The organism is Vibrio sp. QJM3NY_35, assembly GCF_057785915.1.
Map to the genome: position 1 here is coordinate 898,027 of NZ_CM173508.1, position 17,733 is coordinate 915,759.

The window sequence follows — 17,733 nt, forward strand, 5'->3', positions numbered from 1 at the left end:
CATCACGAACTGTTATGTGTTGTATGCTTAAAAGTAGCAGATTGAAGCGAAAAGCTTGTCGTATACCCAATGCGAGTGCACCTAAACATGGAGAGTGACCGTGAGTGATGTTGAAAAGTTAGATCTAAATTTACTGAGCGTATTTTTGGAAGTGTACCGACTGCAGTCGATCACCTTAGCATCTGAATCGCTTGGTATGACTCAGCCTGGGGTTAGCGGGGCATTGAAGCGATTGCAATCTCAGCTTGATACCGACCTGTTTATTCGTGAAGGGCGCGGGATTACTCCGACTAACGCAGCGGTGCAACTGGCAAATCGAGTTGAGCCCGCATTAGAAGGCATAACCAGTGCCGTCAGCACCTTAAAGCAGTTTGATAATCAGCAGCATCATGTGTTTCGAATTTTGGTGAATGAGATAGGCCTAACCAAGCTTCAACCCCTTGTTGAACAAGATGAAACGTTAGGAAATATCTCTATTGAGTTCAATATGGTGCCGAACAACGAAGAAGAGCTTCTTCAGAGTTTAAGCATGCAGCAAGCTGATCTAGCGATTGATATCCATTACCCGCAAGTGAATGGATATATGAAGCAGCCGATGATTGAAGATGAGTTGGTGCTGATAGCTCGAAAGGGGCATCCGAGAATCAATGGCTCTGTGACCGAAGAGCAATATTACAATGAAAAGCATATTACTTTTAGGATGCGACGAACTCGTTTATACACGGCAGATTATTTTACCAAATCGCCACTGAAACAGAGAAAAGTGAGTGCAGAGTGTGACTCGCTGATGACCATGTGTGTGCTGGTATCGGGCTCAGATTGTGTCGGCAGTACGTCGCGTGATTTTGCCAATAAATTTGCTGAACCTTTCCAGCTTCAAGTACTTGATCAGCCCTTTGAAATCTTACCGATACAGCAGTACATGATCTGGCATAAGAGAACCGATTTAAACCCGGCCCACCAGTGGTTGCGAAACAAGATTCAACAATACATGACCGATTAACGAGCCGCTCTTGCTGCTCGTTTCTGTTTGGCGCTCTCTATCATTTTAGTTGGCGTCATGCTTGTCACTAACATGGTGCCGGTAATAACCAGAACAGAGCCAAAAATGGTGTTCAGGCCAATGACTTCGCCTAAGAATAGGTTGCCCCACAAGATGCCAAACACTGGAATCAAAAAGGTGACAGACAGAGCCGAAGGCGCACCCAATTCCGATACGAGATTGAAGTAAAGCAGGTAAGCAAGCCCTGTACATACTGCGCCTAGTAAGATCACCGATGTGGTGATGGTCAGGTCCGGAGCTTCTCTCATCGGTATAAAAAAGACAAATGGCAACACGATGAATACGGCCGCCCACATGCTGCCATGAGCATTGTTGAAGGCCTCAACTTTAGGTGCTTGTTTTGTATAGTTCGATGCGATTCCGTAACTAAAGGCCGCCATCACCGCAGCAAAAATAGGAAGTACAGCCTCACGACCAATGTTCATCGCATCCCAGCCGACTAACACACCAACTCCCGTGCCCCCAATTCCAAGCCCCAATAGAACTCGCGCTTCGAGTGCTGTTTTGGTCCATATCGCACCAATGATTGCTGCCCATATTGGCGCGGTGGAGTTCAAGATGGCGAGTGTCGAGGCGTTCAGTGTTTGTGCGGCATAAGCGAAAAGTAAAAAGGGAACCGCAGTATTGAACAACCCAAGAATAAAGAAGTGCTTAGCATGTGAATTGAACGACAATTTCTTTCTCAAATAGAAAGAGACCAATAATAGAGTGATGGCAGCAAATAGCACTCTCGCTTCAATCAAAACCGCTGGGCCCAAGGGATTAGCGGCCATTCTCATGAAAAGAAACGAGCCTCCCCATATAGCCGCAAGTAGTATCAGTTTTAAAAAGCTCACAGTTTGAATCTCAGATTGTGTAAAACCTGACTATGGAGGAAAGATAACTATTACACAAACATAGATGCCAATACTGTGCAGTTATGGACATAAAATCGAGCCCGTTAATCAGGAACAATTTCGATGAATTTCGTTCTGTTTATTGTTCTTTATTTGATGAGTAATCTAGCGTTAGACATCAAACTTAGGCAAACAAAATGAAGATTGAACACATCGCAATTTGGACCAAAAAACTCGACGTGCTGAAGCGATTTTATGAAGATTATTTCGGCGCGACATCGAACTCAAAATATCACAACCCAACTAAAGGGTTTTCTTCATACTTCCTCTCGTTTGAAACGGGAAGTCGTTTAGAGATCATGGAAATGGATTCTGTGCCTGAATCGAAAGATGACATTTATGACCAGTTCACAGGCTTCATTCATATGGCGATTTCATTAGGGTCGGAACAAGCGGTCGATCAACTGACTCAACGCTTGGTCGAAGACGGCTATGAACGCTTAGATGGCCCAAGAAGAACAGGTGATGGCTATTATGAGAGCTGTGTACTCGATCCGGATGGTAATCGTTTGGAACTTACCGTTTAATGTAGAGACTTAATTGAGTTACTCATCTACTAACGGAACTGAGGTATGACAATGATGAAGCTTGCTGTGACTTTCCTTTTTAGTCTTGGGCTTATGGGATGTGCTACCTCAGAACCGGTCTATGAGCCAGAGACTGACTTTCAGCCTGAACCATCACAGCCAATAGGCTATCTCGGCTTTAAAGCTCACCAAGAGTGGGCCATTAAGTTCAATGACTGCACCGTTTATGATTTAACCGGCGCGCAGCCTTACCAATGGTTTGATCGCACTTCAGCCGCAGTGAGCTGTTATACGTTCAAGCCAAACGATGCCATTGAGCCTTTATCAGTTTATGCCGACGCAAACTTCGACAGCAATAAGCTAACCCCGATTAACCGCTTTCAAGAGCTGCAGGTATCAGAGTCTGGCTGGGGCAGCTTTCCTGCTGTCTATGAGACCAACGGTACCAATTGGCTGAAAGTCAAAGAGGGTTGGATTCACCTCACACTAGCCGATCAGACCCTCGTCCAGTTCTATCCTGGCACTCAAGACCAATCAGCTAAATCACAACACGACCAGTATTTTGAGCAGCATTGATCGTAATGCAGGCTTTTGATTAGTCTGTAGTTCGATCAAAAAAGATCTTTTACTTATTGTTGAAACCGGTTTCAGAGTTGCAATAGGCTCTCTAATCCTGATCTTGTCACGAATAACTTGTAGCGAGTAATGGTATGAACAACGAATTTCCGAACGATTTTTTATGGGGTGGTGCTGTTGCAGCGCATCAGTTAGAAGGCGGCTGGGATGCGAATGGTAAAGGTGTCAGTGTTGTTGATGTATTAACAGCGGGCGCTCATGGTGTACAGCGTCGAATCACTGATGGCGTGATCGATGGCGAAAACTATCCAAACCAAGTCGCAGTGGATTTCTACCATCGCTACAAAGAAGACATTAAGTTATTTGCTGAGATGGGCTTTAAGTGTTTCCGTACCAGTATTGCTTGGACACGTATCTTCCCAAATGGCGATGAAGCTGAGCCATGTGAAGCGGGTTTAGCATTTTACGATGATCTGTTTGACGAGCTGTTGAAATACGACATTCAGCCGGTGGTAACATTGAGCCACTTTGAAATGCCTTACCACCTAGCCAAAGAATACGGCGGTTGGATGAACCGTAAAGTGATCGACTTCTTCGTTAAGTACTCAACCACGGTGATGGAGCGTTACCAGCACAAAGTGAAATACTGGATGACGTTTAACGAGATCAACAACCAGATGAACACTTCGGCAGACATCTTCGGTTGGTTGTGCTCTGGAGTGAAGTACCCACAATGTGAAAAGCCACAAGAAGCCATGTATCAAGCGGTTCACCACCAGTTTGTGGCAAGTGCTTTGGTGGTTAAGAAAGGTCACGAGATCAACCCAGATCTTCAAATCGGCGCAATGTGTGCGATGGTGCCTTTCTACCCTCGCTCTTCAAAGCCAGAAGACATCATGGTGGCGCAGAAAGCGATGCGTGACCGTTATTTCTTCTCGGATGTGATGGTGCGTGGTCATTACCCAAATTACGCTAAGCGTGACTGGGCAACCAAAGGCTTTAACATTGAGATGCAGCCTGAAGATGAGCAGATCCTAAAAGAGGGTAAGGCCGATTACTTAGGTTTTAGCTACTACATGTCGAATACCTTGGATTCTTCTTCTCACCAATCTACAGAAGAAGCGATGGACGGCGGTCATGAGAACTCGGTCGATAACCCGTTCATCCAGTCTAGTGATTGGGGCTGGCCAATTGATCCAACTGGTTTACGTTTCTGTTTAGCGTCTCTGTATGAACGTTATGAAGTGCCATTGTTCATCGTTGAGAATGGTTTTGGCGCTGTTGATACCATTGAAGAAGATGGCAGCATTAATGATGACTACCGCATTGCTTACCTTGGCGACCACATCAAAGAGATGAAAAAAGCCGTTGCGATCGACGGTGTTGATTTGATGGGCTACACCCCTTGGGGCTGTATCGATTTGGTGTCGTTCACCACCGGGGAGATGAAAAAGCGTTATGGCTTCATTTATGTAGACAAGCACAACGATCAATCCGGTACTTTAGATCGCAAACGTAAGAAGTCGTTCGAGTGGTATAAAGGCGTGATTGCATCTAACGGTGCCACTATTTAGAATGCATTTCCCAGCGCAGTTATGTGAACTGTGAGCTGTCATTTTGCAATGAATTAGTCGGCCTATGTCGGCTAATTTTTTATAAAGGAAAAGAAGCGAATGATAACCATGCTTGATGTCGCGAACCGCGCAGGCGTATCTAAATCGACCGTTTCTCGTGTCTTAAATGGCAAGAACATCGTGCGCCCAGATGTGGTGAAAAAGGTATTCGATGCGATTCAAGAAACAGGCTATCGACCAAACCTGTTGGCTCAGCAATTGGCGACCAAGAAGACCAATTTCATCGGCTTTGTAATCACCAATGAGTTGTTCAATGGCCCTTATTTTTCTTCCTTGATGTATCACGCGGCTTCTTATAGCGAAAAGTCGAATCACCAGTTGGTGATCACCGATGGCAAACACAGCGCTGAAGACGAAAGAAAGGCGATCAACTTCCTGCTGGATATGAAGTGCGCGGGCATCATCATCTATCCGCAATGCTTAACCGAAAGCGAGATTGCAAAGATCATCGAAAGCACTGACACACCGATTTTGGTACTCAACCGAGAAATGCCGTCGAAGCCTGAGCATGCTATTACTACCGATCATTATCAAAGTGCTTGTTTGATGGTTGAATACATCATCGAGCAAGGCCATACAGACATTGCGGCGATTCGTGGTAAAGCCGGGTCTTCGACCGATGAACAGCGTTATAAAGCCTATCAAGATGTGCTAACCAAGCACGATATTGCATTGGATGAATCTAAAGTCGTTCAAGGTGATTGGACGATGGAGAGCGGTTATCATGCCGTTCAAGCCTTGGTAAAAAGCAAAGCAACGTTCACTGCTATCTTATCTGAAAACGATGACATGGCGATTGGTGCGATTAAAGCGCTAACTGAACTTGGTTACTCATTACCTAAAGATGTTTCTATCGTTGGTTTTGATAATAGTAAGGTGGGTGCGTTTTTAACGCCAAGCCTCACGTCTGTGAGTGTGCCATTGGAACAAATGATTCAAAAGGTAATCCTGCAAATTGTCGGTGAAACAGAGCAAGCGACCACTATCAATACCACTGGCAGCTTGGTTATTCGCGACTCGGTTACCCCGCGTGTCTAGGCTTAGTTAACCGCGATTGAGTTTCATATTTCACCTACAAAAAGTGACGAGCTGCGCAGCTCTTCAACCAAGCTCAAACACTTCTTATTCACTGTTGTTTAGATATGCGATATTGCGTTTTTGGTCGATGAATTGACCACCATTAGTTAAGTTGTGTGAAATCAGTTTAGTAATGTGAAAATAGCTCAGTAATGTGAGAACAGGTAAGTAATGTGAAAACAGAAAAACAAAAAATGCTCGCAGGCGAACCTTATCAGGCTTGGGATAAAGAGCTTTATTCAGCTCGTATCGAATGTCGCAAGGTGCTTCAAAAACTCAATAACAGTATTCCTGACACATCTGAATGGGAAGCAGCAACGCAAGAGCTTATTCCTGGCTGTGAGAACGCGCATTTAGAACCCCCATTTCGTTGTGACTACGGCTCGAACATCAAGCTGGGTAAGAACTTCTACGCTAACTTCAATTGCGTGATTCTGGATGTCGCTGAAGTGACCATTGGTGACAATGTACTGCTTGGTCCGAACGTTCAAATTCTTACCGCAGGCCATCCACTCGATGTGAAAGGCCGAGTTGAAGAAGGCGTCGAATTTGGCACACCGATTAACGTTGGCGACAATGTTTGGCTTGGTGGTGGTGTAATCATCTGCCCTGGCGTGACCATTGGCGAAAACAGCGTGATTGGCGCTGGCAGTGTGGTAACCAAAGACATCCCAGCCAATGTGGTTGCCGTCGGTAACCCATGTAAAGTGCTGAAATCGATCGATAACGGACAATAATCAGATTAAATGACAAAGCCCGAACCTAGGTTCGGGCTTTGTTTTTTCTATCCTTGCTAGATGCTAGATGCTAGATGCTAGATGGAACAGCTTGTTGTGCTTGCTTCTTATCTAACGCACCACTGAATCGAGTCAGAACAAGAGCGATCAGAACGATCACAGCACCTACCCAAGGGGTGTTCATTAATCCAGATTTTGCGACAATCAAACCACCGCCCCATGATCCCAATGCAATACCGACGTTGAAGGCTGCAATGTTCAACCCAGAAGCGACATCGACTGCGTCTGGTGTGTATTTCTCAGCCAGTTTCACAACATACACTTGTAGCCCCGGAACGTTACCGAATGCAAATGCACCCCAAACCAAAATGGTAGCAACAGCTGCGTAAGGGTTTACTGCGGTAAAGTTGAATACCACCAGTACCGCGGCTAAACCAGAGAAGATAACGGTCAGTGCTTTAATTGGGCCCATCTTGTCGGCCATTTTTCCGCCCCAGATGTTACCGACCGCAACTGACACACCGTAAACCAACATGATTAAGCTGATTGAGCTCGAATCAAACCCTGATACGTTTTCCAGTATTGGAGCAAGGAAGGTAAACGCTGTGAATGTTCCGCCATAACCAAGCGCCGTGATGGCGTAAACCAACAGCAAACGTGGTTGAGTTAGAACCTTTAGTTGTGCCGAAATCTTCGCCGCAGGTGGTTGCTTAAGGTTGCTTGGAACCAAGATAGCGCTACCGATAAGAGCAATAAGACCAAGCAGAGCAACGATCAAGAAGGTCGCTTGCCATCCAAAGGTTTGGCCGATATAAGTGCCCAGTGGTACTCCAGTTACCAATGCAACCGTTAAACCCGTAAACATGATCGCAATGGCACTGGCTGCTTTATCTTTTGAAACCAAACCTGTCGCGATGGTCGATCCAATCGAGAAGAACACACCATGGGCGAGGCCGGTCAAAATTCGTGCGGCGATCAGCGTGTTATAGCCTGGAGCTTGCCACGCCAATAAGTTACCAATGACAAACAATGCCATCACGGTTAGCAATACCGCTTTACGATTCCACTTTCCGGTTAATGCCGTTAATACTGGTGCGCCAATAGCAACGCCAAGTGCGTATAAACTGACTAATAGGCCTGCCGATGGCAGAGATACATTCAAGTCGCTCGCCATGGTAGGAATCAAGCCTACGATGACAAATTCTGTGGTTCCGATGGCAAAGGCGCTGAGCGTCAATGCAAGTAATGCTAATGGCATAATCATCTCTCTTACTGTTCTTTGTTAAATACCGAGCGCGATAAAATGGGGCAGCTTGCGACTGCAATAGGAGCGCTTCGTTTGATTGCGAGGATTATCTAGCAATATATATTTGCGATAAATAACGCTATTAACAAATAACCTTTGTTAAATATGCAATAATTGAAGAGTTAACCGATCATTGGATTAAGCTGATGAGATCGAAAAGACATAGATGATTTGAGCTGTGATGAGCACAAGCGAGATGACATTAAACAAAATGAAGATAGCGAAGGAGCCTCATGTTAACCCGTTCAGATGATTTAGAAATGGTACTCACCGTGGTCGATGCTGGTGGTTTTTCTGCGGCGGCAGAGGCGTTGGATGTGCAGGTCGCCAAGGTATCTCGTTCGGTGAGTAAGGTTGAGTCGCAACTCGGTGTCTCAATATTCAACCGAACAACGAGACGCGTGGAATTGACGGAGGAAGGGCGGCAGTTTGTCGATTCAGTCAGGGTGGGATTACAGATAATCCAGAGCGCGGAAGAAGAAATCGTGTCGCGCGGTGAGTTGCCAAAAGGTCGTTTAAGAGTCGATGCCGCCAGTCCATTCGTATTTCACCAGTTAGTGCCGTTGGTGCAGTCATTCAAAGAGGCTTACCCAGACATTGAATTGGAACTCACTTCCAACGAAGGCTTCGTTGATCTTCTGGAAAAGAGAACTGATGTTGCGATTCGAATCGGTAAGCTGTCCGATTCAACACTGCACGCTCGCCCGTTAGGCAAAAGCTTACTCCATATTGTGGCGTCACCTGATTATCTCGCTAAGCGTGGGCTACCCACCAAACCTGAAGATTTGAGCTCGCATCAAATTGTGGGATTTGCGGGTAACAAAGTGCTTAACCATTGGCCTTTACCAAACCAAAGTGATGTCGCGCCGACTGTGACAGCCAGCAATGGTGAAACGGTGCGTCAACTGGTATTAGCTGGAAATGGGATAGCTTGTTTATCGGGGTTTATGGTGCAGGAAGATATGGCTGCGGGTCGGCTAATCCCTATTCTGGAACAAGACAAACTTGCCAACACAGACCGAGAGCGAGTGAATGCGGTTTACTACAAGTCGTCATCGGTCTCTAAACGTATCTCGGCGTTTATTGACTTTATTCAGCCCCGTTTGAAGCTCTAACTAAGGCAGACTGACGATATCCGCTTAAATGAAAAAGCTCCGCTGACGTGCAGCGGGGCTTTGAAATCGAATTCGATAGCTTGTCAGTGTGATTTCTAGTAACAGACTATGAAACTGTACTTAAGCGATCTTAGTCATCTCGTTAAGTGTAAATGACGTAACACTGCCTTCGGTAGCTGCCATGTATTCAGCAAGGTGAGTATTACCCATGTGTGTTTGCCAAAGTTCACGAGACGTCCAGTTTTCGTAGAAAGTGAAATGTGCTGGGTTTTCATTATCTTGGTGAAGGTCGTAGTTGATGCAACCTTCTTCAGCGCGAGTAATATCAATCAGCTTTAGCAGCTCTGCTTTAACCAATTCAATTTTGTCTTCGTTAGCGACGATGTTTGCGACGATAGTTAGTTGCGTCATGTTCGTACCTATATTATTTTTCACCGAAATGGTGATTTGTCTGTGTATACAGCGCCACTCTTTGTTCATTGAGCTGCAGTCTGTGTCGATGGATAAATAATAGTAGGAATATTTGAAACGATAAACAGTGCTACATTTGAATTATTTTCAAAAAATAATTGATAATAACTTAGGAATTATGTGCTACTCGGCGTAGGTAAAGAGTGTTTAAAAACCGCCCGCCCACGCATCAAAATCGTCAATGTTATCGAGCTCTTCCTTGGTAATGAACTGAACCGTCAGTTTGTCTCCTGATTCTTCCAGAATTTCTAAAAACTGTTCACCAGTGCGATCGACTAAAAGCTTCATAAGACCTAGATACCATTAAGAATGAGATACGATAAATGGTACTACTTTAGTGGAGTTTTTAGTAGGGGCTATAAAGGTTATGCAGCGTGAACATTGTTTTCAGTGTTGATCGTTACATTCCCTTTATATGGAGATTAGTTTAACGCTTACGTAAATAATGAGTAGTTACGATTTGATCAAGGTAAGTCGTGACACCTTTCAGTGTAAAGCTGAGAGGAGAGACTAAGTCACCAAATAATGGAGAACCACCACCAAGAACGATCGGAATCGTCGAGATGATCAGCTCATCAATCAAGTCTTCTTTCAGGAAGTTTTGAATGGTCACGCCGCCATCAATATACAGATTTTTGAGGCCTTTGCTGTTGAGGTCTTCGATGATCTGGGTGAGTTCACCCTTTATCAAGAACACTTTACCTTCAACCTCTTTAGGTACTTCCGTCAACGTGTTGCTCAATACATAAACAGGTTTTGTGTAAGGCCAATCAATACCGAAGCTCAGCACCACTTCCATTGTATTTCGGCCCATTACCAAAGCATCAATACGGTCGATATGGGCGTTGTACCCCATGTCATCACCCTCTGGATTTGGGATGGCTTGTAGCCAATCGAGACCACCTTGTTTGTCTGCAATAAAACCATCAAGACTAGTACCGATAAAGACAATATTTGACATTGTTAACTCCGAAATTGAACTGGAACTTGGCATTTACGTTGTATTAAATTAAAATATTCTACAGTGTAGAAATTAAGTTTAAGAGGTGGTGTTATGACTGTCAAGGATCAAAAGCGAGGTCGACCAAAGAGTGGATCAAGCCAACTAAGTGCAGAAAAGATCTTAGATACGGCAAAGAGCATGATGCGGGAACGTGGTAAAGTGCCGAGTATCAGAGGGTTAGCCACAGAGCTCGGCGTCGATGCGATGGCGATATACCATTACTTCAAAAACAAAAATGATCTATTGGAGTCGATCACTGTTTCATTAGTAGGTGAAGTGGCACTGCCTGAGCATAACCAAGTGTGGCAAGAGAACCTTTATCAGCTTAGCGTGAGCTACCTGTCGGTGTTGAACGACTACCGTGGGCTATTAGAAACTTTGCTGACGATGAAATCGCTTGGGCCTGTCGAGGTGTTTGGTGAGCGCTTTGCCGCGGTAGTGAATCCGCTGAATATCACATCAGAACAAACCGAAGATGCGCTTCATTTACTGGTGGACTATTTACACGGTTATGCACTTGCATTGAACTGTAACCCAGACAGAACAGAGATTACGGTTGATATGGTGAGAAAGCCGCTAGCTCTCTATTGTTTGGCTATCGAGCAATTGAAATCATCGTGATCTTGTAGCAAAGATTGATGTGTAAATTGGGGACTTTGGTGCTCTGTTCCCTACGATGAAGTCGCTAAGTTTTGCTTATACTGGATAATTACCTATAAATCTCAGGCTTTAGCAGTAATAATCAATGAATAGCCCTGAACAGCTTGTGAGTCGCAAAGCTGTCGGGAGAGTTTCTAAAGACGTTATCGTGAAAAGGAAGTCAGACACATGCCTGTGCTCCAACGCATCAGCTTAACCTTATTATTCGTCGCTATTCTTGGCGGCTGTTCTTCGCTACCTGAAGGCATCGACCATCCCGCAGAACCTTACCCCTCTTATGGACCAAGCACTTTATCGGTTTTAGCGGACGAATATCAACCCGTATCAGAGCAAGCGACTAGCGCTGTTCGTTTACAAGAATCCGGTTGGGATGCTTTAGCGCAGCGATTGGCATTAGTTGAAAGTGCAGAGCACACCATTGATATTCAATACTACATTTGGAACTCTGACGAATCGGGCAGATACCTAGCCAGCCGTTTATTAGCAGCGGCTGATCGCGGCGTTAAGGTGCGGGTGATGCTAGATGATATCAACCTCAATGAGCGTGAAGGGTTATTATCGGCATTGGATGCACACCCGAATGTTGAGATTAGAATATTCAATCCAACACCTACACGCCGTGGCTTCAGTAAATGGCTAAGTTTCCTTGGCGACTTCTCTCGCTTAAACCGCCGTATGCATAACAAGTCGTTTACTGTAGATGGTACCTTGTCTGTAGTTGGCGGGCGTAATATAGGTGATGAATATTTCGACCTTTCTGACGAGATCAACTTCCGAGATCGTGACGTGTTGGTGATGGGCACTGTCGTTACCACGATCCAAACCAGTTTTATTGAATATTGGGACAGCCGTTGGTCTTACCCTGTCGATATGTTGGGTGACGAAGAACAACCGGATCTTTCAAATATTGATGATATCACCGTTCCACAATACAAAAACTACCCTGAATTACCATTAAATAGTGAAGCAGCAGATAGCCTGTTGAAAAAGGCACTCAGTGAGATGACTTGGGTTAATGCCAGTTTCGCGTACGATCGCCCTGTGCCTGTCGATTCAGACAATACCAATGAACCCAAAGCAACGGCCGTTCTGTTAGGGCAACTAGCCAGCGAATCGAAACAAGAGATCTTGTTGGAATCGGCTTACCTTGTATTCGATGATGGTCAGTTTGATGAGTGGCAAGTATTGAATAACAAGGGTGTTGAGATAAAGGCACTGACCAATTCAATGGCCTCTAATGATTTGGTGACCAACCACTCTGCTTATGCAGGTAGACGTTACGATATGTTGGATCACGGCATCGACTTGTTTGAGCTAAAACCAGAATCGAAGCTTTGTGAAGCATCGACTCATGATGTGTCTAAATGTGCGCCTGAGACTGCCTACGGCTTGCATGCAAAGTCAGTCGTATTTGACCGTAGCATTGCAAGCATAGGCTCATTTAACTTTAACTTACGTTCTACCTACCTCAATACAGAATCAGTTTTGATCATCGAGAATAAAGAGATTGCTGAAACACTGGCTGAAACCATCGAACAAGCGATGAGCGAAGACAACAGTTGGCGCTTAGAGCTTCAAGACGGTGATGTGTATTGGTATTCCGGTGAACAAAGTTGGGACAGTGAACCTGAAACAGGTAAATGGGAACGAATGCAGTCAGGTTTCCTACAGTTGTTGCCGATCGAGAAATATCTGTAAGCAAATTGGCTCCGGATAAACAAAAATGTCAGCGTATCGTACGCTGACATTTTTGTTTGTGCTGCTGTTTTCTGTAATCGCTTAACGCTTGGTCAGTTGTTTACTGTTCAAGTAAGGCAGAATGTGTGGGCGAGATTCGCCAGACAACTTCTGTGTGATCTGTTGTGACCAACTGCTCTGCTTTTGATTACTTGAGCGGTTCGCGTAGTAGCTTTGCATTGAATCGTCGTAGCTGGCAATTTCATCTAGGCTCAGCGGTTGATATTGGTTTTCGTGCATTACTACGTGAGCAGGAAGGCGAGGCTTAACTTCTGGTTGTTGTGCCGGGTGACCTAAGCACATTCCGAATAACACGGCGGTGTGTTGCGGTAGTTCTAATAGTTCATCGACTTGTTGTGCGCTGTTACGCAGCCCGCCAATGTATACGCCACCTAAGTCTAATGACTCAGCAGCCAGCATGCAGTTTTGCGCCATGATGCCAGAATCAACTGCGCCAATCAGAGTCAGCTCGGTAAAGTCGGTTTTTACTTCAGGGTTAATCTGAGCATGACGTTGATAGTCGATACAGAACACCAAAAATTCTGCCGCGTTCTCAACGTAAGCTTGATTGCCTGCGTATTCAGCTAGCAACTTGCGCTTCTCTGTGTCTGTCACTCTCACAATAGAAACAGCCTGCAGTAAGCTCGATGATGAAGCCGCGAGACCAGCCTGAATAATTATATCAAGTTGTGCTTTTTCAATCGGTTGATTTGTATATTGACGAATGGAGCGGTGCCCCAGAATGGTTTCAATCGTGCTGTTCATAAGTCTCAGGCAGTCCTTGTGATGATGACGTAGAGAATCACAATAACGACAATTGCCATAAGCGTAAAGGGTGTTAGAGCCTTTCTGTTTAGCGGTATGATATTCCTGGAATCAAAAGTTCGCATTAATGGCGAAGAGATAAAGTGATGAAGTGAACTCTGTTGGTCGAGTAGCTGCCAGAAGGCTGAAATAGTCCTGAGTCAGCATTAATTTCACCATGACCTAAATCTTGGTATTGGTAACTCAACCCTAGATGTAAGTCATTGGATATCTTCTTCTCAGCGCCGAATCCGATACGCCACTGTTTATCGATCGGGAGTAACACATCCCTGTTTTGACTGCTTACAGGGCTCGTGTCACCGCTCAATCCACTGTACAGCAACCAATCCTCATATGTGTATTCCACACCAACCCCAAGAGAATAGGTGGTTGAGTATTTGTCATCATAATCTTGCCATGTTTCGATGTTGGAGCTGAGTAGAAGGTTTAAGTCTTCATTTAATGAATGCTTCAACCCTAAGTTTAAGCTTCGAACCCATGTCAGTTCGGAGCTAATTCCAAAAGCGTTGGCGTTATCAAGGGAAAGGTCGTGATCAAATTGGCCCTGATAACTGACACCCAATTGTGTGTTGTCACTGATGTGGTGATTGAGACTCAGGCCGAACCCTAGGTCAAGGCTATCTCCTTGAAGTTCGCGCCCGTTCAAAGCTTGAGTTTCAAGTGCTGCGTGCTGCAATATCAAAGAACCACCAAGAGACAGTTGTTCGCTAACTTGATACGACAATGAGGACGTTAAGTTGAGTGCGGAAATGCTATTTTCTTTGATCAATAAAGCAGGGTGCGCGCCAACGCCGTGTGAGTATTCAACGCCAGTGCCGCCAGCTGCGTGCAATGCTGCGCCAACGACCCATTGGTCATTGAGCCTTGATGCGTAAGACAGGTGAGGGAGAACATCCGCGCTGCTTCCTGTGGTCGAAGCCGAGTTATCGTCACGGACAAAAGTGGTTTCAACATCGAGGTATTGAACACCGAGAATCCAAGCGCTTTCTTCAATGGCCGATAACCCCGCAGCGTTGGTGATCACTGCGGATGCATCGTTCGCGGTTACGTTTCCTGCGCCTGCTGTGCCAACGCTTTTGGTAGTCGCAATCTGAGATAGATTTAACCCTCCCGCGTGAGCAAGAGAGCTGACTATCCCTGTTACTAAAAAAGACAGTGTGATGAAAGGTGTTTTCAAGAATAGAACCTTATTTTCAGTGTATGAGTTATGTTGCTAGCAGTTTGAGTTATGTATTTAGGGACGGAATGAATTGCCACGAGTGGACACTAAGAACACAGTGGCAATTGACTTAATTAACCCTAATTGAGGCTAGAGTTTTTCAACTTGTGGAAGCGGATATTTATTGTCGAGAACGGCTTGAGTCGGTTCATACAGACGCATGTGAAGATAGAAGTCATCTTGAGGTGCAGGCAGCCAGTTACACGTAGGATCGGTTGGTTTTGCGTATTGAATGCATATTGGCAAGGTGCCGTCTTCTGCGTATTTCAGTTCATCCTTACGATTGGTTGAAATGGAGTAGCGTTGAATGAAGTTCTCAACCATGAACAAGTTTTCAGCATCGTACATAGTCAATGACCAAAAGGCGTCAGCGGGTGCATCGGCAGGCATGGTCATTCGATATTGATTGTGTCCCGACAGTTGCTTGCCATTTGAGTCCGTGTATCGGTTTGGATAAAGAGCTCGCTCTGGCACATTCAAACCAGCCGCACGCATATTGATGCTCGCTCGGCTTAGATAATCATTTCCGTAACGGCCTCCCTCGTACATCATCGACCAGCCATTATTGACATCACCGATGCTTCGACCTGCGTATTGAATGATCTGTTGTGAAGACTCAATCGCGCGCATTAGCCCTTTTTTCTGTGCTGAAGTTAGCGCTTCAGGGTCAAAGGGGGTCGATCCTCCAATACCAATTTGTTGGAATTGATCAACGATGGCGGCATCTTCTGGAATTGGATTTTTACGTAGTTCACGGTCAATTAGCGAATACCACTCTAACCCTTCAGGCCTAGCCATGGGTGGGATGCGACCTGTCGAAGCTTTGAGTTCTACGATGTCATGCTCTGCGCCGAGTTGATCGAGTGGGTAGCTGAGGAATTTATCGTGAGTAACCAACGCGTCATTAAGATCTTGTTCGCCAAACACGCCTGTTCGTTGAATTAACCAAACCATAGGAGTTCGAGACTCCACGACACGATCAATTCCTTCAGGCACTTCACCAGCCCATCCTTTGTTGACCAAAAGCACTTTTGAACCTTGGTCTCCGACATTCTTCACGTGCAGATCTTCAATTGAATCAGAGTACGCATCTAATAACTGAACAATGTAGTAACGGTTATCGGTGCGAGGAATATCAATCACCATCGGGCCAGATAAATCGAGATCGTAGTGAGCTTGTGAGTAGAGCGTATCGTTGTTGACAGTAGGCACAATTCTATCCTGAGGCCCAGATAGAACACGTGTTTTACCCATCTCATTCAATGGTGCCATGGCGTTGTCCATCGGCGCGTCAACCGATGTGGTTGTTTGCCTAACCGCCGCCACGGTTAATGGACCCGTACCGTAGATAAACGCTTGAACACCTAAGTTGTAAGCGAGCTCTTCTTCAGGATTAATAGATTGTTGGGCAAGGGATGGCATCGCGATAATACTGGACAAAGAACACACTAAACTGGTCAGTACACTTTTCTTATAGAGCAGCTTTCTCATGGAACACCTTAGATCGTAGGAACAGAGTTAGGCATTTATCATATGAGTAAGTGAGATTAAGGAGTGTAATAGCCGATATTAAGGATGTTAATACGCTATTTTTGTTATTTAACTCATTGCTTTGTTTGATGTTTTTTTGAAGTAGAAAGGCGCTTGTATAGCGTGTGTTAATAGGGCGACTGAGGCGCTATTGTTTGATTGATTTGCGGTTGATATGTTGACAAAAAAGTACGGGAATCAATATGAATACATCAACTCATCCTTTTAGCTTATTCATTAAAGCCGAAGGGGCTCAGTGCAATCTGGATTGTAGCTACTGCTATTACCTCAATAGACAAGATGGCGACAAAAGGTCTTCGATGTCTCTGGACATGATGGAGCAAGTTGTCGGTGCTCATATCGACGCGCAGCCAATGAAAGCTCAGCAAGTGGACTTTATCTGGCATGGTGGCGAGCCCATGTTAAGAGGGCTCGATTTCTATGAAACGGCAATGAAAGCACAGGCAAGCAAAGCGACGGAAAAGCGTGTCGTGAATACGATGCAGACCAATGGAACCATGATTAACGATCGCTGGGCGAACTTCTTTGCTAAACACAATTTCATGATGGGCATCAGTATCGATGGCCCCAACATTCTGAATGATATCGCTCGGATCGATAAAAATGGTCAGTCGTCTTTTGAACGCACAATGCGTGGGATGTCTTATCTAAAAAAGCACAACGTTGAGTTTAATACGTTAACGGTCGTGAATAATAAAACCTACAAACACGGCAAAACGATCTATCAATTTTTGGTTGAAAATGGCAGTGGTTATATGCAATTTCAGCCTTGTATCGATCATGAATTGGACAGGCGAACAGGGCACGACTGGTCGCTAACCGGTGAGCAATGGGGACAGTTTCTTTGTGATTTGTTTGATGCTTGGAGCGCCAATGATGTCGGTAAAGTGTATATCCAGTTTTTTGAAAATTGTTTAATGGTGTTGATGGGTTACCAAAGCCAAATGTGTCATCACAGCGCGACTTGTGGACAGCAATTAATGGTTGAGCATGACGGCAATGTTTACAGTTGTGACCATTATGGGTACCAAGATCATCAACTGGGTACTGTGAATAGTGATAAGCTTGCAACCATGGCGAGTTCACCTGAACAAATAGCGTTTGGCACCAACAAATATCATGAACTGAACAGCACTTGTCGAGGTTGTGATTTTGTTGAGCTTTGCCAAGGTGGCTGCCCTAAGAATAGAATAGCAACAACCGAAGATGGCAGCGCGATGAATCATTTGTGCCAAGGGTATGAGATGTTTTTTCGTCACGCATTACCCAAATTATTGCCAATGGTAGAAGCGATGAAAAAAGGGTATTCGCCAGCGTACTTCCCACTTTTCTAAAT

General features: G+C 45.0%; 18 protein-coding genes. 10 read left to right on the forward strand and 8 right to left on the reverse strand.

Annotated features, from left to right (window positions below; genetic code table 11):
* Nucleotides 1-100: 100 nt before the first annotated feature.
* A complete protein-coding gene (locus AC3CH3_RS19420; protein WP_488539041.1) occupies nucleotides 101-1,003 on the forward strand; it encodes a LysR family transcriptional regulator in 903 nt (300 codons plus the stop codon).
* Here the strand turns inward: AC3CH3_RS19420 and AC3CH3_RS19425 are convergent.
* Nucleotides 1,000-1,899, reverse strand: a complete 900-nt coding sequence (locus AC3CH3_RS19425; RefSeq protein WP_488539042.1) for a DMT family transporter — start codon at nucleotides 1,897-1,899, stop codon at nucleotides 1,000-1,002. The genes AC3CH3_RS19420 and AC3CH3_RS19425 overlap by 4 nt on opposite strands.
* A 197-nt stretch (nucleotides 1,900-2,096) precedes the next feature.
* Here AC3CH3_RS19425 and AC3CH3_RS19430 point away from each other — a divergent pair, with 197 nt between their 5' ends.
* The 5 genes from AC3CH3_RS19430 (at nucleotide 2,097) to AC3CH3_RS19450 (ending at nucleotide 6,510) form a co-directional block, all read left to right on the forward strand.
* Nucleotides 2,097-2,486: a VOC family protein gene (locus tag AC3CH3_RS19430; protein WP_065675922.1), complete on the forward strand. Its 390-nt coding sequence runs from the start codon at nucleotides 2,097-2,099 to the stop codon at nucleotides 2,484-2,486.
* A gap of 51 nt (nucleotides 2,487-2,537) precedes the next feature.
* Nucleotides 2,538-3,062: a hypothetical protein gene (locus tag AC3CH3_RS19435; protein ID WP_488539077.1), complete on the forward strand. Its 525-nt coding sequence runs from the start codon at nucleotides 2,538-2,540 to the stop codon at nucleotides 3,060-3,062.
* Nucleotides 3,063-3,196: 134 nt separating this feature from the next.
* Nucleotides 3,197-4,636: a 6-phospho-beta-glucosidase gene (locus tag AC3CH3_RS19440; protein ID WP_488539043.1), complete on the forward strand. Its 1,440-nt coding sequence runs from the start codon at nucleotides 3,197-3,199 to the stop codon at nucleotides 4,634-4,636.
* Nucleotides 4,637-4,735: 99 nt separating this feature from the next.
* A complete protein-coding gene (locus AC3CH3_RS19445) occupies nucleotides 4,736-5,734 on the forward strand; it encodes a LacI family DNA-binding transcriptional regulator (RefSeq protein WP_488539044.1) in 999 nt (332 codons plus the stop codon).
* 212 nt (nucleotides 5,735-5,946) lie between these two features.
* Nucleotides 5,947-6,510, forward strand: a complete 564-nt coding sequence (locus AC3CH3_RS19450) for a sugar O-acetyltransferase (RefSeq protein ID WP_488539045.1) — start codon at nucleotides 5,947-5,949, stop codon at nucleotides 6,508-6,510.
* A 70-nt stretch (nucleotides 6,511-6,580) separates the two neighbouring features.
* Here the strand turns inward: AC3CH3_RS19450 and AC3CH3_RS19455 are convergent, their stop codons facing one another.
* Nucleotides 6,581-7,768, reverse strand: a complete 1,188-nt coding sequence (locus AC3CH3_RS19455; RefSeq protein WP_017062388.1) for an MFS transporter — start codon at nucleotides 7,766-7,768, stop codon at nucleotides 6,581-6,583.
* A gap of 281 nt (nucleotides 7,769-8,049) precedes the next feature.
* Here AC3CH3_RS19455 and AC3CH3_RS19460 point away from each other — a divergent pair, with 281 nt between their 5' ends.
* Nucleotides 8,050-8,931, forward strand: a complete 882-nt coding sequence (locus AC3CH3_RS19460) for a LysR substrate-binding domain-containing protein (RefSeq protein WP_488539046.1) — start codon at nucleotides 8,050-8,052, stop codon at nucleotides 8,929-8,931.
* Between the two features lie 120 nt (nucleotides 8,932-9,051).
* Here AC3CH3_RS19460 and AC3CH3_RS19465 read toward each other — a convergent pair whose 3' ends face one another.
* From AC3CH3_RS19465 to AC3CH3_RS19475, 3 genes are all read right to left on the reverse strand, one after another.
* Complete coding sequence (locus tag AC3CH3_RS19465) at nucleotides 9,052-9,342, reverse strand: putative quinol monooxygenase (protein ID WP_017062386.1); 291 nt, start codon at nucleotides 9,340-9,342, stop codon at nucleotides 9,052-9,054.
* Between the two features lie 207 nt (nucleotides 9,343-9,549).
* A complete protein-coding gene (locus AC3CH3_RS19470; protein WP_488539100.1) occupies nucleotides 9,550-9,690 on the reverse strand; it encodes a hypothetical protein in 141 nt (46 codons plus the stop codon).
* Nucleotides 9,691-9,829: 139 nt separating this feature from the next.
* Complete coding sequence (locus AC3CH3_RS19475) at nucleotides 9,830-10,396, reverse strand: dihydrofolate reductase family protein (RefSeq protein ID WP_488539047.1); 567 nt, start codon at nucleotides 10,394-10,396, stop codon at nucleotides 9,830-9,832.
* 60 nt (nucleotides 10,397-10,456) lie between these two features.
* Here AC3CH3_RS19475 and AC3CH3_RS19480 point away from each other — a divergent pair, with 60 nt between their 5' ends.
* Nucleotides 10,457-11,026 carry a TetR/AcrR family transcriptional regulator gene (locus AC3CH3_RS19480; protein ID WP_019827069.1) on the forward strand — a complete coding sequence of 190 codons (570 nt, stop codon included), beginning with the start codon at nucleotides 10,457-10,459 and terminating at the stop codon, nucleotides 11,024-11,026.
* A 207-nt stretch (nucleotides 11,027-11,233) separates the two neighbouring features.
* The gene (locus AC3CH3_RS19485) at nucleotides 11,234-12,763 is read left to right on the forward strand and encodes a phospholipase D family protein (protein ID WP_488539048.1); all 1,530 of its coding nucleotides are present in this window, start codon (nucleotides 11,234-11,236) and stop codon (nucleotides 12,761-12,763) included.
* An 81-nt stretch (nucleotides 12,764-12,844) separates the two neighbouring features.
* On the opposite strand, the gene nfsA is transcribed toward AC3CH3_RS19485, so the two are convergent.
* The 3 genes from nfsA to AC3CH3_RS19500 all read right to left on the reverse strand — a co-directional run bounded on the left by nfsA (nucleotide 12,845) and on the right by AC3CH3_RS19500 (nucleotide 16,337).
* The gene (gene nfsA, locus AC3CH3_RS19490) at nucleotides 12,845-13,567 is read right to left on the reverse strand and encodes an oxygen-insensitive NADPH nitroreductase (protein WP_488539049.1); all 723 of its coding nucleotides are present in this window, start codon (nucleotides 13,565-13,567) and stop codon (nucleotides 12,845-12,847) included.
* A 124-nt stretch (nucleotides 13,568-13,691) separates the two neighbouring features.
* Nucleotides 13,692-14,804, reverse strand: a complete 1,113-nt coding sequence (locus AC3CH3_RS19495; protein WP_488539050.1) for an OmpP1/FadL family transporter — start codon at nucleotides 14,802-14,804, stop codon at nucleotides 13,692-13,694.
* A gap of 132 nt (nucleotides 14,805-14,936) precedes the next feature.
* Entirely contained in the window at nucleotides 14,937-16,337 is a 1,401-nt protein-coding gene (locus tag AC3CH3_RS19500; RefSeq protein WP_488539051.1) for a DUF1254 domain-containing protein, read from the reverse strand.
* Between the two features lie 242 nt (nucleotides 16,338-16,579).
* Here AC3CH3_RS19500 and AC3CH3_RS19505 point away from each other — a divergent pair, with 242 nt between their 5' ends.
* Nucleotides 16,580-17,731, forward strand: coding sequence for an anaerobic sulfatase maturase (locus AC3CH3_RS19505; protein ID WP_488539052.1), 1,152 nt, complete (start codon nucleotides 16,580-16,582; stop codon nucleotides 17,729-17,731).
* Nucleotides 17,732-17,733 lie beyond the last annotated feature (2 nt).